Source organism: Candidatus Chlorohelix allophototropha (genome assembly GCF_030389965.1).
GTDB lineage: Bacteria > Chloroflexota > Chloroflexia > Chloroheliales > Chloroheliaceae > Chlorohelix > Chlorohelix allophototropha.
On record NZ_CP128399.1, the window covers coordinates 616,980 to 633,276 of the forward strand.

The window sequence follows — 16,297 nt, forward strand, 5'->3', positions numbered from 1 at the left end:
AAGTTGTAGTTTCTGTCACCGACACCTATAATGGTTGGGGCTATGATGCTCTTACCTAAGAGCGGGTAATATTCATTTAATTTGGAGCAAAATAACATGCTAAAAATAGAATTGTTTTCGATAGTGCTGGCAGGTGAACCGTTGGCAAGTTCACAAGAAGGGAATACCGCCACTGTTTTGCGGATGATGCTGTTTATGCTGGCGCTGGTAATGTTTGTGCTATTGGCGGGGTTGGCATGGAGAACCTTGCCTTTTTTGCGTAAGATTATACCCACTCCGCAGGAAGTAGAGGAGCGTGAGCGCCTTGAGGCTGAGAAAAATGCCGCTACCGCCCGTCCGAAACGCACTATCAACCTTACTCAGCTAGAACCGCTACAGGTAACGCCAACTATTGCCGAATCAACTACCGAATCGACAGCGGATGATGCTGCGTTGGGTGAGGCGGGCGCAGTAGTTAACAATTTGGAAGTGGCACTTGCCGATGCCCGCCCCGGTGCAGTGATAAACGCTGCCAGCGATTTGAGCGGGGTAGGCACCAATTTGCCGATAGTTATCGTAAATCGCGAGGATAGCTCCCCGCAGAACTAGCGTAATTTTCCAGAAGTACCCGGCAGCTTTGATGTTTTGCCGGGTATTTTTATTTGCCGGAATTAGCTGTAGCGCCACTTGTAATAATGTAATCCCACGTTACCCATCTCCACGTTAAAGCCGCTAGGGTTGCCGGGAGTATAAGTCAGGGTGCGCCGCTCAAATAGCTGAACCAATACGTCTTGTTCTAATCCCCCTACTTTGGCGCGTACCCAATAAGCTTCGCTGATGGGGAAGCCAATCGCGCTCACCCAATCGAAAACGCCTCCGTCCGTGTAGGTATCCGCGCTGCTGTCGTAGATTCGCCCTTGCGTTTGAAACCAGTTAAAGAACACGTCCGGTATATTATGTCCGGTTTCAGGAACATAAAACACATTGCGGGCAAGCGGTGAAAGCGCGTAGTTATAACTTTCTCGCCCCTTTACGTCTAGCGTGGCTGCTACCGCTCCGCTATCCGGCGCAACTTTACCCCGCGCTACAATCTCTTTGAAACTGGCGTAGGTTGGGGCAGTATCGTTCAGACCGGGGGTATCATTGGGGTCGCCTGCAACCGCTACCCGACTCGGCTCTCGCGGGATAAAGCTGCTATCGCCCATTTGCTGCCGTCCGCTGGTCATTTCCACTACCAGCAACCCGTTGGTCACAACCCCGCTCGTTCCTTTGGTCAGTTCCATTCGCGCTTTGTCAAAATAAGCCACTTGTCGGCTTCCCCCTGTGGCTTCGGCATAAGCCTCACTAATGCTATGGTTTGGCGCTGGTCCCCATAACCAACTTCGTCCGGTTGCTGTTCCGGTGAGAAGCGGTCGGTCGGCTCTGCTCCAATTATCCTCAAAAGGCTGTGCCAGAGTCGGGAAGAAACGCTGTGACAATGGGGTTGCTTTATACCCGCTTATGAGCAACGCTGCACGAGTCACCTCTGCCATAAGCGAAGCATCTAGGCGTAAACTGCCATCTGATTGGTACAGTTTGTCACCGGGCGAGTGGTAGCGCGGGTCGCCGCTGATGATGTCTCGTGCATCCTCGTTAAAAAAAATCGCGCTACCCACCTGAGTCTCCCAGAAACTGCGCTGGTCGCTGTATTGGTTCGGGTCGCGTGCCAGCGGAAAAAGGTCGCCAATGGTATAAACCTGATATTTCAAAGTGGGTAGATAGCTTTTCACCAGATTACTGCCTTCGTTGGCAAGCGCATAACTGCTGCCCGGCACTGAAATAGCGTAGAGCGTTTGGTTGGTTGTGCCGTCGCGAGGATAGCCGATCATATCAAGGTTGATTACCGAAGCGATAGGGCGTTGGGTGCTCTGGTTTTGGAGATATTGGCTCACATAGTAGTGACTGCCCAAATAACCGAACTCCTCGCCATCGAAAAATACCAAATCAATATCGTCTTTAAACTGCGCGTTTTTCAGTAATCGCCCGATTTCAATTAACGCTGCAATTCCGCTGCCGTTATCATTTGCGCCATACGCCAGTTCGTTGCAAGTAGGGGGAAACAGGCGCGTTGGGCTACTGTCCAAATGAGCAGTGATGAGGTGGCGTTGCGCCGGGTTTGCGCCGGGTTTGTGGACAATAATATTTTGCAAGCGGGTTTCTCGTAACCCATCCACATAACCGCTAAAGGGTTGTATTTCTACCGTTAGCCCTAATTGTTGCAAACGATTCTTGATATAGGTGATGGCAAGGTCGTGTCCTGTGTCGCTGACACAGCGCGAGAAACGGCTTACTGCTTGCACTTCTGCCACCAGCCTTTCAGGAGAAACCTGTGAGATTAAGTCTTGTAATGTGGCGTTAGTGATCGGGGCAGCAACGCTGGTAACAGGCAAATAGCATAGCCACTGTAGAGACAGGTAAACCACCAGAATTAATGTATATTTTTTCACATTATATTTCTTTCATTATCTAACAATGATATTTCAATATTTTAATATTACCATTTTGATATACTAAAAATTAGTGTTATACCTCTATAATCAATATATGTAATACTTCGTCTACCTTTTTATTATTAATTGGTACTGTATAGTGTTGAACACAGCTTAGTATTATAGCTAAATCGTAATATATATTGTAAAATCAAAATATAGTGTGCAGAATCAACCATCTTGATACGGGATAACGCTGCATTTGAGGAATCCTATGCTGGACAAAGATGATATTAGCGGAATATTCGCAAATGGCAATTACCAAAATGGTAATGGCAAGCATAGTAATGGGGTGAACAAAGCCGATTCCAGCCAAACGGCTTCTGAAATTCTATCACCACCCTCACAGATTAATCGCGGGCAACGCAGCGCCTTGACCCAACCCTTATCCACCTTGCCGCTACATCGTGCCCGTTATGTCCCCAAAAATTCGGTACCCGCTCAAGTGCATAGCCCTCAAGTTGTAATGTCGGGCAGCATGGTCGCTTTTTCCACCAGTGCATTGCTGTCTCTTCTCAATATCCAGAAGCAAACCGGGATGTTACATCTCTATAACGGGGATACTTCTGGCTTCATTTACATTGAACGGGGAGAAGTTTACGATTCTAAACTGGATACTATGACCGGGGCGCTGGCGTTGTTCCAGCTTTTTGGTTGGAAAACCGGAGACTTTGCTTTTGAGGTAAACGTACCGCCTCCCGGTCGTCGCACCATTCAGGCATCTTTGCCGGTATTGCAAGTGCGGGCTACTCTCTGGTTGGATAACTGGAACAAGCTGAATCCGATTATACCCACAACTTCGCATCGCATTGGGATTGCCTCTGACCCGGGTACTAACGTGGTTATTGAACCTTATCACTGGTCAATTCTAACCAAAATTGTCAATTCCCCGATTAGTATGTCACAACTCGCTTCTGAGTTGAATCAGGATGTAATGACCGTAACCCGCATCGCTGCCGACTTGGTGAAAATGAAGATCGCGGTAGTTTACCCGCCCACTTCCGAGCCATCATCCGAGAACTAATGTCGGTATAACTTCAGAAAAGTGCAAAGACAAGGGGCGTAAAACCCCTTGTTTTGCTTTTATAATTTTAAGATTCGATTCATTTCATATAATGTAGCGAAGACTTGCTCTGTTGGGTATAATTAAACCGTAGTCGCGTTACAGATAAACTTTAGTCTTTCGGAATCCACTGTACTATCTTATCAAGTCAAACGGCAAGAACTTGCTTCCGATAGCAATGACAAAACCATCACACACTACACTAATGGAAAAGTATGAATGACACTATTCTTGTTGTAAAAGAACTCCAAGCGGGCTATCAGGTTGATAGATACCTCCTAGAAGAACCTTTGGGTAGAGGCGGATGTGGTGAGGTGTGGTTGGCATGCCACCAAAACAAGAATCTGCATACCAAGAAATACGCCATCAAGTTTCTGACTAACCCCGGGCCTAGAGAACAGAACCGCTTTGAGCGGGAAATGCAAATTCTGGCACAGCTTGACGACAATCCGCACATTATTAAAGCGCTTGATTGCGGAGAAATCATTGGAACTCTTCAGGCGTTAGATTTGGTCAACCGGAAAGTAACGGGCGAACAGAAGGGTCAAACAATCCCTTTTCTGGTGATGGAATATGCCACAAAAGGGGATATTTCAAAGCAAATCGGGAAAGTATCCCCGCAGGAAATAGCCGAACATCTGGAGCAAATAGCCGATGGGTTGGATTATGCCCACAAGTTGGGGATTATTCACCGAGACTTAAAACCGGGCAATTTGTTGCTGGATAGCCGAAACGAGATTAAAATAGCCGATTTTGGAATAGCTCATACTGAGGATAGCCACCTTACAAGCGCTGGTAGCAGTTTTGGTACTCCCGCTTATATGGCTCCAGAACAGTTTAGCGATGCCGGGAATGTAGGCAACGCCGCTGATGTTTACAGTCTAGGCGTGGTGATATTTCAGCTACTTACAGGTAGCTTGCCTTTTGAGAGTACAGATTTTGCCCAGTTGATAATAGCTCACTACCAGAAACCGCTACCAAAGCTGAGAAATTACGGGGCGAATTTGCCAGAACAACTTCAGGAAGTGTTGGAGAGGGCGACGGCGAAAGAACCAAGCAGTCGGTATCTATCGGTGGGGGCATTTGCGACAGCTTTCAAGCAAGCACTTGTGCCGAAAGTAGCCGCGCCAAAAATAGACGGTTATTCCGCTAACATTAAACCTATGCAAAAGGCTCAGTTTGCACCAGCGCCTGTTATAAACCCGAATCTTGTCACACCAACCGAAGCACCGCGGTTACTCAGGGAAATTGCCGACCCGCGCACCACTCACAAACGCCGCATGGAAATCGGTGACCGCCTGAACGAAATCGGTGACCCTCGTTCGGGTGTGGGATTACGCTCGGATGATATCCCCGATATAGCGTGGTTGCTGGTAGCACCGGGGGGCTATCTGCAAATAAAGGGAACACCTTTTGATGTGCAACCCTTCTATATTGCCCAATACCAGATAACCTACGCCCAATATGAGGCATTTGTGAAAGCAACAGACGGCTATAACAATCCGTTATGGTGGAAGGGCTTTCCCAGAGAATGCCGGCGGCAAAAGCTGGATAAACAAAGCTATGGCTTGTTGAGTAACCCGCGTGACAGTTTATCGTGGTATCAGAGCGTAGCGTTAGGGCGCTGGTTGAATAATTGTTTGCGCGGAATGCAATTCCCGAATCCGAGCGGGGGTGACTATCCATTAATTGTTGGTGATAACGCGCAAGTACGGTTACCTACGGAGTGGGAATGGCAATGGGCAGCGCAAGGGGGCAGCGAGCAGCGGAAATTTCCTTGGGGCAAGTGGCAAGAAGGTTATGCCAATACTGATGAAATAAAATTAGGACGAGCGATTGCGGTGGGCATGTATCCGCAGGGAGCGGCGAAATGTGGCGCAATGGATATCAGCGGCAACCTGTGGGAGTGGTGCTTGAATAAGTACAAGAAACCGGGTGAGGCAGATGCAGACGAAAGTGAGGCTGCAAAGGTGCTGCGGGGAGGTTCTTTCTCACTCAATCAAGCATATGCCTCATGTATATATCGCTACCATGATGAACCAAAGGGCAGTCTCTACGATGTTGGCTTTCGGTTAGTGCTGTCCACCCCCATCGCGGGTCTTTGATAAAGAAGGGCGGTTCATGCCTGTTTACGTATTTGATTCACAGGCAAGCGAACCGCCTTTCTAGATGTTATGTCCAACCAAACGCGGCTTTGGCAGAAGCGAAGGTTATTTCGGCGAGTTTGGTTTGACCCGCTAGGGAAGGGTGAAAGTAATCGCGGGTGGATACTTGGCTGGCGGTAAATTGGTAATTGTACACGGTGTTTGAGTCAAAGCGGCAGTTGGCGTATTTGGCGCATTCGGTGGCAAGTGCACTGTTAAAGTCCTTTACGCGCTGGTCAACTCTGGTGCGGCGGGCGGTATCGGTAGCGCTGGTTGAGGTTGGGTTAGCCAGCATCGACTGACAAGTGCCTAATAACCCCCATATGGTACGCGCCCAGAAATTACCTTTCAACAATGACCAAAGCTGTTTTATATTGGGGATGCTGGCAACGAAAATCTGGGCATTGGGGTCTTTAGCTGCAATCGCGGTGAGCGCGCTCGCGAACTGGCTTTGATAATTGGCTACAGTGGTCATGGCGGCTTCGCTGCTGGCGCAGGCATCGTTTGCGCCCATCAGTATGGTGACATATCCCATTCCGGCGGGTGAGGCATTTACCTGACCGAGCAAATTGCTCATCCTCGCTCCGGTAACGGCGTTGTTGTAATTTTTGCCGGAAATAGCAGGGTTAGCCGCGAGAATACGTAAATACTGGCTGTTAACCGAAGCGGTGGTGCCGGTTGACCACGCATTCTGAGTTGCGTCTGAGAAGGCAGTAGAACCGGTGTTGAAAGCGCGAGAGATAGAATCACCGAAAGCAACCATCGAGTTGGGATAGGGATTAGCTGCCTCTGCCATTGGCACCAATAGCATGGAAAGCGTTACAACCATCAGGAGCGAAACCTTCATCCTAGAAAACAACCTTTTGGACATGGCTAATTCTCCTTCAAATGCTAACTTTTCAACTTTATAAAAATAAGGGGAGTTTAAAAATTATAGCATGTAAACTTTAATCATGCTACCCAATATCCGGCGCAAAAACGCGCTACCAGCAAGCCTAAAAGTGGCAGGGAAGCGGTGAAATATCCCTGCTTCAGTAGCGGGAATCGCTTTGAAGTTGCTGCGAGAAAGAGGAAAGCGGGAAATATTATCAGCATAAAGCGCGACATCGAGTATAATCCTACGTCGGTGGCAGGCGCAAAAAGCGGTTGTATTAGGCAGAACAGGAAATAGACGAAATACATGCCTCGCATGCGCCCTTTCCACACTAACCAACCGCACCCGACCAATAGCAACAGGAACAGGTAAGTGAGCGGTACGTTGATAAAAGACATATCAGTTTGGAGTTGCGCTGGTGGATACCAGATTTGGCGATCAAAAAGCTTGTTCCAGAAATTTCCGGTAACGGTTGCCATCGTTTCCCACGGTAGGCTGAATTCGCGTTTCCAGAAGCGTTGGCTATCGCTGAGAAAGGCGAGCGGGTTGCCATAATTAGCCCAGTTGTAAGCCGCCCAACTTACCAACGCCAACCCCGGCAAAGCGAAATAAAGCAGCTTAAAATCGAGCTTGCGCCAGCGCCATTCACGCTGCTGCCCGTATTCCACCAGTAGCGCCAACGCCACGAAAATACCTTGATTCTTGGTGAGGGTTGCCAGCGCTGCTAATACTAGCGCTAATAGCCAGCGTTGTTGTCGTGCTGCTAGGAACGCCCCCAACGCCAGCGCAAGGAACAGGCTCTCGGAATAGACCGCGACCATGTAATACGAGGTAGGGAAAGCCAGTAAGAACGCCACGCTAAGCCACGCAGTGTCGTGTTCGTAGTCGTGCGCCACCAAACGATAGAGCAGGACGCAAGCGAACAACGCCGCTAGACTGGCAAGCAATAGTCCTGCCCATTTGTAGGCAGTTTCAACCGGACTACCTACTCCCAGCACAAAGCCTATCCAGCGCACCAGATGTGGGAAAAGCGGGTAAAAAGCGTTTGAACCTTCGCGGGTATAGCCCTTTTCGGCGATGGTGATGTACCAACCTCCATCCCACCCCGTCCAATTCCAGATCAAATGCTCGAACCAACCATCCGATACTTTGGCAGGTAATGCGGTTGGAACTTCGGCAGGTGGTATCAGCATTCCCACTAATGCCGGGAATATAAAAAGTCCCACGCGCCACAATAGCCATGTTTTGAGAACAGGCGCAGGGAAAACCGCGAGTATAGAAGAACCGACTCCGTGGAGTATAGCGGCATTTTTCGGCTGTGCATTTTCAATCATCAGCGCGATTGTAGAGTCTGGATTGCTTAACTGTCAAATCAGGCATAGAAAAATCCCCGCTCCGGCGTTTGTCCGGAGAAGGGATTATGAAAACATCTGACTTGTTAGCAAAAAGTAAGTGTCACTCTAGCCATTAGTGCCGGTTCCGGTTTTCCCCGGCTCGGTTTTCCGTTCGAAAGGCTTAGTAGCGTCATTATATTTGTAGGTGAGCAACTTTATGCTTTCTTCAGCCTGAAATTCCTGTAGCACCTGCTCGAAAAGCGCATCCATCTCATCACCGCTGATAACCTCTTTTTCTAGCACCAGATTAGAGATGGCTACCAAATGTCTGCGATAGGTGGAAAGAATGGAGCGAGAACGGTTCAATGCCTCGTTTATCATCGCCGTTACTTCACGGTCAATTTCGAAGGCAACCGTATTGCTGTAATTGGCGACACGCTGACGACCACCCATGTTTTCGCCGTAAGCCACCGGACCAAGCCTGCTCATACCATATTCTGTCACCATCGCCCGTGCCATTTGGGTGACGCGCTCAATGTCATTGCTAGGACCGGTGCTAGCTTCGCCAAACATCAACTCCTCGGCAGCATGCCCGCCCAAAGCAAAAGTCATAAAGCCTTCGAGTTGCGTTTTGGTCATCAAGCTGCGATCTTCATCGGCGGCGACACGGGTATAACCGCCCATTCTCCCGCGCGAAATAATAGAGATTTTTTGCACCGGGTCAACCCCACCCGCCAGTTTAGCGCACAGGGCATGCCCTACTTCGTGATAGGCAGTAACAATTTTTTCGTGTTCGCTAATAACTCGGCTTTTGCGTTCCGGTCCGGCTACTACCCGATCAATTGATTCTTCCAGTTCATCCATTCCAATCTGGCGTTTGTTGCGGCGCGCAGTGAGAATAGCAGCTTCGTTGACCAAGTTTGCCAGATCAGCGCCGCTAAAACCAGCGGTTTGGCGGGCGATACGGTTGTAATCCACTTCAGGAGCAAGTGGTTTGCCTTTGCTATGTACCTGTAGAATAGCGACTCGCCCAAGGTAATCCGGGTTGTCCACCTGTATCTGACGATCAAACCGACCGGGGCGCAGGAACGCCGGATCAAGGATATCGGCGCGGTTGGTAGCAGCGATGATAATGATATTTGTGGCGCTATCAAAGCCATCCATTTCAACCAGAATCTGGTTCAGGGTTTGCTCGCGTTCCTCAGTGCCACCCCCTACGCGCACCCCACGTTTGCGGGCGAGGGCATCGACTTCATCAATAAAAATGATGCAAGGCGCCATCTTTTTAGCTCTAGCGAACAAATCGCGCACACGCGCCGCGCCTACACCTACGAACATTTCTACAAATTCGCTACCGCTAACGCTCATAAAAGGAACGTTAGCTTCCCCTGCTACTGCTTTTGCCAGCAGGGTTTTACCGGTGCCGGGCGGACCTACCAACAGCACGCCTTTGGGAATGCGCGCTCCTAATTCGGTAAAGCGGGTATGATCCTTGAGAAATTCAACTACTTCTTCCAACTCTTGCTTGGCTTCTTCGTTTCCGGCAACGTCGGCGAAAGTGACGCCCACCTTTTGAGGAGTGACGGTTTTCGCGTTACTACGCCCGAAGCTAAACTGTGAGTCCATCCCTCCCCCTGACCCGGCAGAGCGGCGACTCATCAAGAACCAGAAACCGAGGATAATGATAACCGGCAGCAGCATCAGCAATACGCTGCGTACTCCGCTGATCCACGCGCTACTATCGGTTTTCAGCATAGGGTATTTGTCCAGCGGTACACCGTAACTGATTAATACATCATCTATGCGAGTAAGACCGCCGGGCAAAGTAGTGGTATAGCTTTTATCCGGTTCGCTCCCAACTGTAAAGTTGATAGTATGATTGCTTTGGTTAGTGGTAATGGTGGTAACTTCACCGTTTACCGCTTTCTTCAAGAAATCATTGTAATTTACCGTTGTACCAGTCGGACCAGAGGTAAATAATATAAGAAAAAAGGCGACGATTGCCGTTAGTATGACCGCGCCTATTATTAGTTTTCTTTTGCTCATAAGTACATTTTACTTTCGATTGGAGACGGAATTGCTCTATTTTATTAATTCCAGAAAATTATAAGGTAAATATCAAGATAAGACTACCCATAAAGGGGGAGTGTTTATTGTATTATAGGGGAAGAATCGGTTTATAGGTCCTGTTTTTGTTCTTGCTGATTGGGTTTGCGATTGCGAGGGTGATAATAAACGCTGTAGAGGATGATGGGCAGCAGCAGGATTACCAATACAACCAACGCTAGGAATTTTATCCACGGCTCTTGCGTGATGGGCATTATACCCACCAACCCAAAGATGATGGTTAGGGCGTAGAAAAAGAGTACGATTTGACGCTGGCTGTAGCCCATTTCGAGCAAGCGGTGGTGTATATGGCTTTTATCGGCTTTCCCGGCGCTACGGCGGTTGTAGAGCCGATACAGCACTACCCAGATGGCATCCATAACCGGTAATCCCACCACTAATAATACCGTTGCCAGTTTTGCCCCATCAATGATAGACAGAACGCCCAGCGCAAACCCAAGAAACATTGCGCCGCTATCGCCCATAAAGATACTGGCGGGATGCCAGTTAAAGGGCAGGAATCCGGCTATTGAAGCTGCCAGTACCACTGCAATCAGCGCGCTGGTAAATTGCCATTGATAACCATGCTCGGCATTGCGCCCACCCAAAAGATTTTCGAGGAATAGCATTATCGCTGCAATGAAGACGATACCGCCCGAAAGCCCGTCCAACCCATCTATCCAATTGATGGTATTCATCATGCCCACAATCCAAACGAGGGTGATGATGAGGGCGAGAATTGGAATGTCTCCCAGACGGATGATCCCCCCAAAAGGATTGTTTATGATGTCGATCAGTACGCCCGGTCTGCCGGTAGGGTAGAGTACTTGCGGCACTACAATTATTGCAGCGCCCAGAAAGTGAGATAGCAGGCGAGGTAAGGGGGAAAGTTCTTTGATATCGTCAATGGTGCTGATAACCGCAATCGGTAATGAACCAAGCAACAGCAGGATAATACGCCATAAATCGTCGCCGAGCCAGAACTGTCCTTTAAATAATCCGGCGGCAATGAGCAGAAAGCTGATGGCGATACCTGCTATGATGGCAAATACAAAGCTGAGATAGATAGCAAGCCCGCCGATTCGTGGGGTTGGGTTAACATGCACTCGGCGCGGAGAAGGCGGCACAACCCACCCCCGCGTAACCGCCCAGTTTCGCAGAAAAGGGGTGAGCCAGATTGAAACGCCAAATGCCACTATGCCGGAAACGCAAAGTATGATTGTATCAGCCCATGACTTGTCAACGCTCATAGGCTGTATTTTAGCATAACTAAAGTAATATTGCCGTGAAGTCTAAAGCGCTATCCAGACTTCTATTAAGCCTTCCTCCATCGAATAACGGCGTTTGAAACCGACTCGCTCGCAGACTCGCTGCATGTCCATGTTCTCAGGGTGGATGTAGCCTATGATTTTGTCGAGCTTCTCATCGCGTCCAATCTGAATTAGGCGCAAAAGCAGTTCTTTGCCGTAGCCGCGTCCCTGTTGGTTATCGCTGATTAATATGGCAAATTCCGCCTCATTTGTGCCGTAAACCTTGCTCAAGCGTCCGATTCCAAGTATTTGATGTTCTTTGGTTTCGGGGTCTTCATAATCAATCACCAGCGCAATTTCCCGGTCATAATCAATGAAGCAGATTTTAGTTAAACGATCATGCTCGATACGTTGATTCAGACTGAGCATGTGCAGGTATCTAAAATAGACGCTACGCTCGGAGAGGGTTTCGTGGTATTTGACGACCAGCGGCTCATCTTCCGGGCGAATCGGGCGAATGATGACAGAAGTTTTATCTTTGGCAAACCACTGTTCGAGATAATGGGTAGGGTAGGGTCGGATGGCGAGTTGCGGCAGGTTTTCTTCGGCTACTGAGGGGTCGTGCAACACCATGCGGGCGTGTAAAGCTACCAGTCCTTCGGGAGAAGCCAGCACCGGGTTAATATCAATTTCTTTAATCCAGCGTTGTTCAACCACCAAACGGCTGAACCTGACCAAAAGCCTCTCCAATTCTTCAAGGTCAACTCCACCACAAATTTTATTATTGGCAAGAGCGCCAAAAATTCGGGTGCGTTCAACCATACGACGCGCTAGAGTGGTATTCAAGGGTGGCAGAGTAATGGCGCGGTCGTTGTAGCTTTCTACCAACTTGCCACCTGAACCGAACATGAGGATTGGACCGAACTGGGGGTCAACGCTGCTGCCGATGATCAATTCAATCCCTTCCCAGAAAGTGGAAGGCTGTACTGTGACACCGAGGAAATTTTCCTTGCCTATCTGGTTGCTGATTGACTCGGCAATATCAAGATACGCTGTCCGTAACGCCCGTTCGTCCAGCAGGTTATTTTTTTCTCCGCAATATTCCGCGCTTCGAATGTTGCCGCGGATGTGCGCCATAATAGAAACCGGATAGCTGATTCCGTCAGCACATTGCAACGCTTCTTCCAGAGTTACCGCAAGTTGCGCCGGAATAGTAGGGATGTGGTAGGCTTCCAGAATATGTTTCGACTCAATCTCGGAAAGGGTGGTGCGATTGTCTTTACGGGCGGCGGCGATGATCGCTTCTACCTCGGCGCGCCCTGCCACCTCATCCTTGATTGTATCCGGGATAGCAACAGGAGTCTCGTAAAGGTTGTGTAGATTTTCGTTGTAGCGCCACATATGGCAAAACATACGGGCGGCAGTATCTGGGTAAGGGAAGGTTGGGATGCCGAAACGGTTCAGGCTGGCAGTACCTTCTACCGCATCCGAGCGTCCCATCCAACTTGCCAGTACCGGAACGCGGATATTTTTCACCACTTCCTTGAGAGCTTCAGCAGTTTCGTTGGGCGCTGATTCTGGATGTGCCGCAAGGATTACCATCGCCCCATCGCTTTCCGGGTTTTTGAGGGCAATTTCAAGGGCTTTGGCGTAACGCTGTGGGCTGGCATCTCCCATAATATCAATCGGGTTAGATTTACTCCAGTGAGTTGGCAAACTCTCGTTCAATTGCTGTATTATAGATTCTGGCAAGGGTGCAAGTTCGCCTTTAAGCGCGGTGAGCGCATCCGTAGCCAATATTCCGGCAGCCCCTGTATTGGTAATAATGGTCAAGCGGCGACCTCTTGGGCGAGGTTGTTTGGCAAGTACCTCTGCCAGATCGAACAGTTCCGATATGCGATTGACTCTTAATACACCGCAGCGCCGGAAAGCTGCTTCAAAAACGTCGTCTCTACCGGTTAACGTCCCGGTATGTGAAAGGGCAGAATGCCTGCCGTTCTGAGTGCCAGCTTTTAGCACAATCAGCGGCTTGTTGAGCGAAACTTCCCGTGCTGCCGACAAGAAAGAACGCACATCGTTCAGGGTTTCCATATAAACTACGATACTTTTGGTCTGTTGGTCGCTACCAAAATAGCTGATGAGTTCCCCCCAACCGACATCTAGCATCGAGCCAACCGCTACCACTGCGCTAAAGCCGACATTTTCACTTAGGCTCCAATCCAATACGGTGCTTGTCACGGCGGCGCTTTGGCTGATGAAAGCCACGTTACCCGGTTGGGCGGTATGGCGCGCGCAAGTAGCATTTAAGCCGCTGGGGGGGCACATTACACCGAGGCTATTCGGTCCCACCAAGCGCATTTTACCGCGCCGCGCTTCTTCTAGGATTTGCTTTTCCAGCCGCACACCCTCTTCACCCCGATCTTTGAAGCCGGAAGATATAATGATGGCATTTTTAATGCCCACTTCAACACACTCACGCATCAGCTCTGGCACTCCCTGGGCGGGGGTAGCTATAATTGCTAGGTCGAGTTTTTCCGGTATATCCTTAACTTTGTGGTATGCTTTGATACCTAGCACGCTATGGTGCTTGAAGTTTACGGGAAAAACAGTGCCGCCGAAGGGGCTACTGATAAGGTTCCAAAGGACAGTACGTCCGATACTACCTGCTGTATCGGTTGCGCCGATCATGGCTACGTTGCGGGGCGCAAAGAAAGAGTCTAGTGGATGTCTTTGATGATAAAGTACATTGCCTGCTTGTCCACCGGGCATAGGCAGGATCCTTTCAATATTCCATTGCTATATCTAACCTCTATAACACACTATTATGAAGTGTAGCATAATTGTGAAATTAGAAACAGTCTTTAAACAACAAAGCCGAGTAAAATATTTATATTGCCGTTAGCTTAACAGGGTTGGAGGTACTCGTTTTCAGAAGATATAAATTTTGCCATCGGTGGGTTGAAATAGTAGGGGTTGTAAAAGTGTCCGGTCTAGTTCTTGCTGGTGGTTGATTACTTACAATATAGAAGAAATTTTGACAGCATTTATCTCAATAAGTCAGAAACTGATTCCAGGAGTTTTAAAATTCCATATGCAATTTCCACAAACTAGAAATTGGCACAACTTTTCTGCTTCTTGCCTCTACCGCCTCGCCTTTTGCCCATAGCGGTGGGTATATTGAAAAACCCTCTTCGCCTTTTAGCTTTAATACTTCCTCTTCCCAACTATGCCATCTGGCGTTTTGGTAAAATAGGGCTAAATCTCCCACTATCGCCCAGTACAGGAAGTCGGAATAGGTTTTTTCCATGTCCTCCCACTCTAGTGTATCCGGGGCTAGATAGAAAATATTTCCTTGTGTACCTTTAAATGCGCCACCGTTTATGGCAAAGAAACCCCCTATCACATCATAGGCGATTATCAACGCATCCTTTAATTGAGGTTCTACGCCCATATCTAAATACTTGTTCCAGCTTAGAAGATTACCCGAAATGTTACTATTACCAGAACCTAAGAATCTTAACCAGCCATAATCAAAGAGAATCCCGCCACAATGAAATGCTATCGCGCCCATCGGGGAACGAGTCGTAACCTGAAGTTTTAAAAGAGTATGCGCTTTGGCAGTTTCTGTTCCCGGAAGGATTTGATAATTATTCTTGGCGTGGGCTAACCAAGTATGAATAAGAGACCAAGCTGAATCAGTTGAATCAATAAGCTCAGTTAAAGTGCGATTTTTCACCTTTTCCTCGATTCAAAACCAATGGAGTTGCGCTATTGCGGATTTCGAGATCGCCCATGCTATCGCGTAAATGGTGGAAGAGGTTTCAAGCTGAAGGGCGGGAACAGACTTTTTAGCCTGTTCCCGTTCTTATAATCTTATTGTTGCAACTTAGACTTATCAATTCTGATAACCGTAGTAGGCGCATCGTCCGGGTCATATTCTGGCTCTTTCTTCTCCTCTTTAGGAGGAGTCGGCGGAGTCGGAGTCGGTTGTGGGTTATATTGGTTGTAGTTTACATAACTGGTAGGAGCTTCTTCATTTTCCGGCGTTTTGTTGGCAGTGCTGCCACCTATTACCTTAGTAGAGTCGTTTTCGGTTGGCAAGTTACTCCCGTATTGTGGCTGCTCATATTGCTGGTAATTTTGCTGCCCGTATTGCCCATACTGTCCATATTGCCCGTATTGACCATACTGCCCGTACTGGTTGTATTGGTCATAGCTTTGATAAGGCTGTTGCTCAGGCTGCTGTGGCGGTTGCGACGCTGGCGGGGTTTGTGGCTGTACTGGTTGGTAAGGTTGGCTATACTGACTATAATTACCGACCATTGTAGAACCGGCATCCTCTTCCGAAATCGGCGGTGCATATGAAACCGGAGGGTTGGTGGGTTTGTCGTCCGGGTATGCGGCTTGCACCGGGGGCGGCGTAGGCGCAACAGGTTCTTCAACTATAGGCGCAGGCGGTGGTACAGGCGCAGGTTCTGGCGTAGGCGCTGGGGTTGTCATCATTGCCGCGTAGTTAGTACCAACCACGGTTGCTCCGGCATCGGGGACAGGTGGCGCATATACTTGCGCTGGGGGTGGGGTTGGCGCATCGTAGTTAGAAACCGGCGCTGTGTAAACAGGTTGAGCGGGTTCTGGCACTTTTAATGAATCTGCCACCGATACTTTTTCTGGAATTGGCGCAACCGGGCGTGCCGGAGCGGTAGCCGGGTTCTGGTAGCTTAAAATATTCTGCCCGATTCGTACAATGTCACGATGCAGGAGGTTATAAGGTGTCCCCGCTTCAAGCGCGGTATCCTTGATTAATACCGGGTTTTCACTTCCTAGATCGATTATTGCCCATTCACCTGACAGAACCTTAATAACCGCGTGGTAGCGCGAAACATACGGATCGTCAAACGAAATATCATTATCATCGCTGCGTCCGATGGTAATCTGGTTTTTTTCCAATTCGTAGCGTCTGCCTATATCAGGTCCACGCTGTACAATGAAGAAAGGATTTGGCATTTGAATTCTCCTGCA

The 16,297-nt window shown here is 48.8% G+C and carries 11 protein-coding genes; 3 read left to right on the forward strand and 8 right to left on the reverse strand.

The window, feature by feature from the left end; all coding sequences use genetic code 11:
* The first annotated feature begins 96 nt into the window (after positions 1-96).
* Entirely contained in the window at positions 97-588 is a 492-nt protein-coding gene (locus tag OZ401_RS02710; protein ID WP_341469178.1) for a hypothetical protein, read from the forward strand.
* A gap of 62 nt (positions 589-650) precedes the next feature.
* On the opposite strand, the gene OZ401_RS02715 is transcribed toward OZ401_RS02710, so the two are convergent.
* The gene (locus tag OZ401_RS02715) at positions 651-2,465 is read right to left on the reverse strand and encodes a M28 family metallopeptidase (RefSeq protein ID WP_341469179.1); all 1,815 of its coding nucleotides are present in this window, start codon (positions 2,463-2,465) and stop codon (positions 651-653) included.
* 256 nt (positions 2,466-2,721) lie between these two features.
* Here OZ401_RS02715 and OZ401_RS02720 point away from each other — a divergent pair, with 256 nt between their 5' ends.
* Together OZ401_RS02720 and OZ401_RS02725 are read left to right on the forward strand one after the other, a co-directional pair.
* Complete coding sequence (locus OZ401_RS02720) at positions 2,722-3,531, forward strand: DUF4388 domain-containing protein (RefSeq protein WP_341469180.1); 810 nt, start codon at positions 2,722-2,724, stop codon at positions 3,529-3,531.
* A gap of 254 nt (positions 3,532-3,785) precedes the next feature.
* Entirely contained in the window at positions 3,786-5,675 is a 1,890-nt protein-coding gene (locus tag OZ401_RS02725) for a bifunctional serine/threonine-protein kinase/formylglycine-generating enzyme family protein (protein ID WP_341469181.1), read from the forward strand.
* A gap of 67 nt (positions 5,676-5,742) precedes the next feature.
* On the opposite strand, the gene OZ401_RS02730 is transcribed toward OZ401_RS02725, so the two are convergent.
* The 7 genes from OZ401_RS02730 to OZ401_RS02760 form a co-directional block, all read right to left on the reverse strand.
* Positions 5,743-6,585 (reverse strand): SGNH/GDSL hydrolase family protein, encoded by an 843-nt coding sequence (locus OZ401_RS02730; protein ID WP_341469182.1) that lies wholly within the window; start codon positions 6,583-6,585, stop codon positions 5,743-5,745.
* 80 nt (positions 6,586-6,665) lie between these two features.
* Complete coding sequence (locus OZ401_RS02735) at positions 6,666-7,922, reverse strand: mannosyltransferase family protein (RefSeq protein ID WP_341469183.1); 1,257 nt, start codon at positions 7,920-7,922, stop codon at positions 6,666-6,668.
* 126 nt (positions 7,923-8,048) lie between these two features.
* Positions 8,049-9,968 (reverse strand): ATP-dependent zinc metalloprotease FtsH, encoded by a 1,920-nt coding sequence (ftsH, locus tag OZ401_RS02740; RefSeq protein ID WP_341469184.1) that lies wholly within the window; start codon positions 9,966-9,968, stop codon positions 8,049-8,051.
* 131 nt (positions 9,969-10,099) lie between these two features.
* The gene (locus OZ401_RS02745) at positions 10,100-11,278 is read right to left on the reverse strand and encodes a glycosyltransferase family 4 protein (protein ID WP_341469185.1); all 1,179 of its coding nucleotides are present in this window, start codon (positions 11,276-11,278) and stop codon (positions 10,100-10,102) included.
* Between the two features lie 42 nt (positions 11,279-11,320).
* Positions 11,321-14,047, reverse strand: a complete 2,727-nt coding sequence (locus OZ401_RS02750) for a bifunctional acetate--CoA ligase family protein/GNAT family N-acetyltransferase (protein ID WP_341469186.1) — start codon at positions 14,045-14,047, stop codon at positions 11,321-11,323.
* 310 nt (positions 14,048-14,357) lie between these two features.
* Complete coding sequence (locus OZ401_RS02755; RefSeq protein ID WP_341469187.1) at positions 14,358-15,014, reverse strand: DUF2625 family protein; 657 nt, start codon at positions 15,012-15,014, stop codon at positions 14,358-14,360.
* Positions 15,015-15,151: 137 nt separating this feature from the next.
* Entirely contained in the window at positions 15,152-16,282 is a 1,131-nt protein-coding gene (locus OZ401_RS02760; protein ID WP_341469188.1) for an FHA domain-containing protein, read from the reverse strand.
* Positions 16,283-16,297 lie beyond the last annotated feature (15 nt).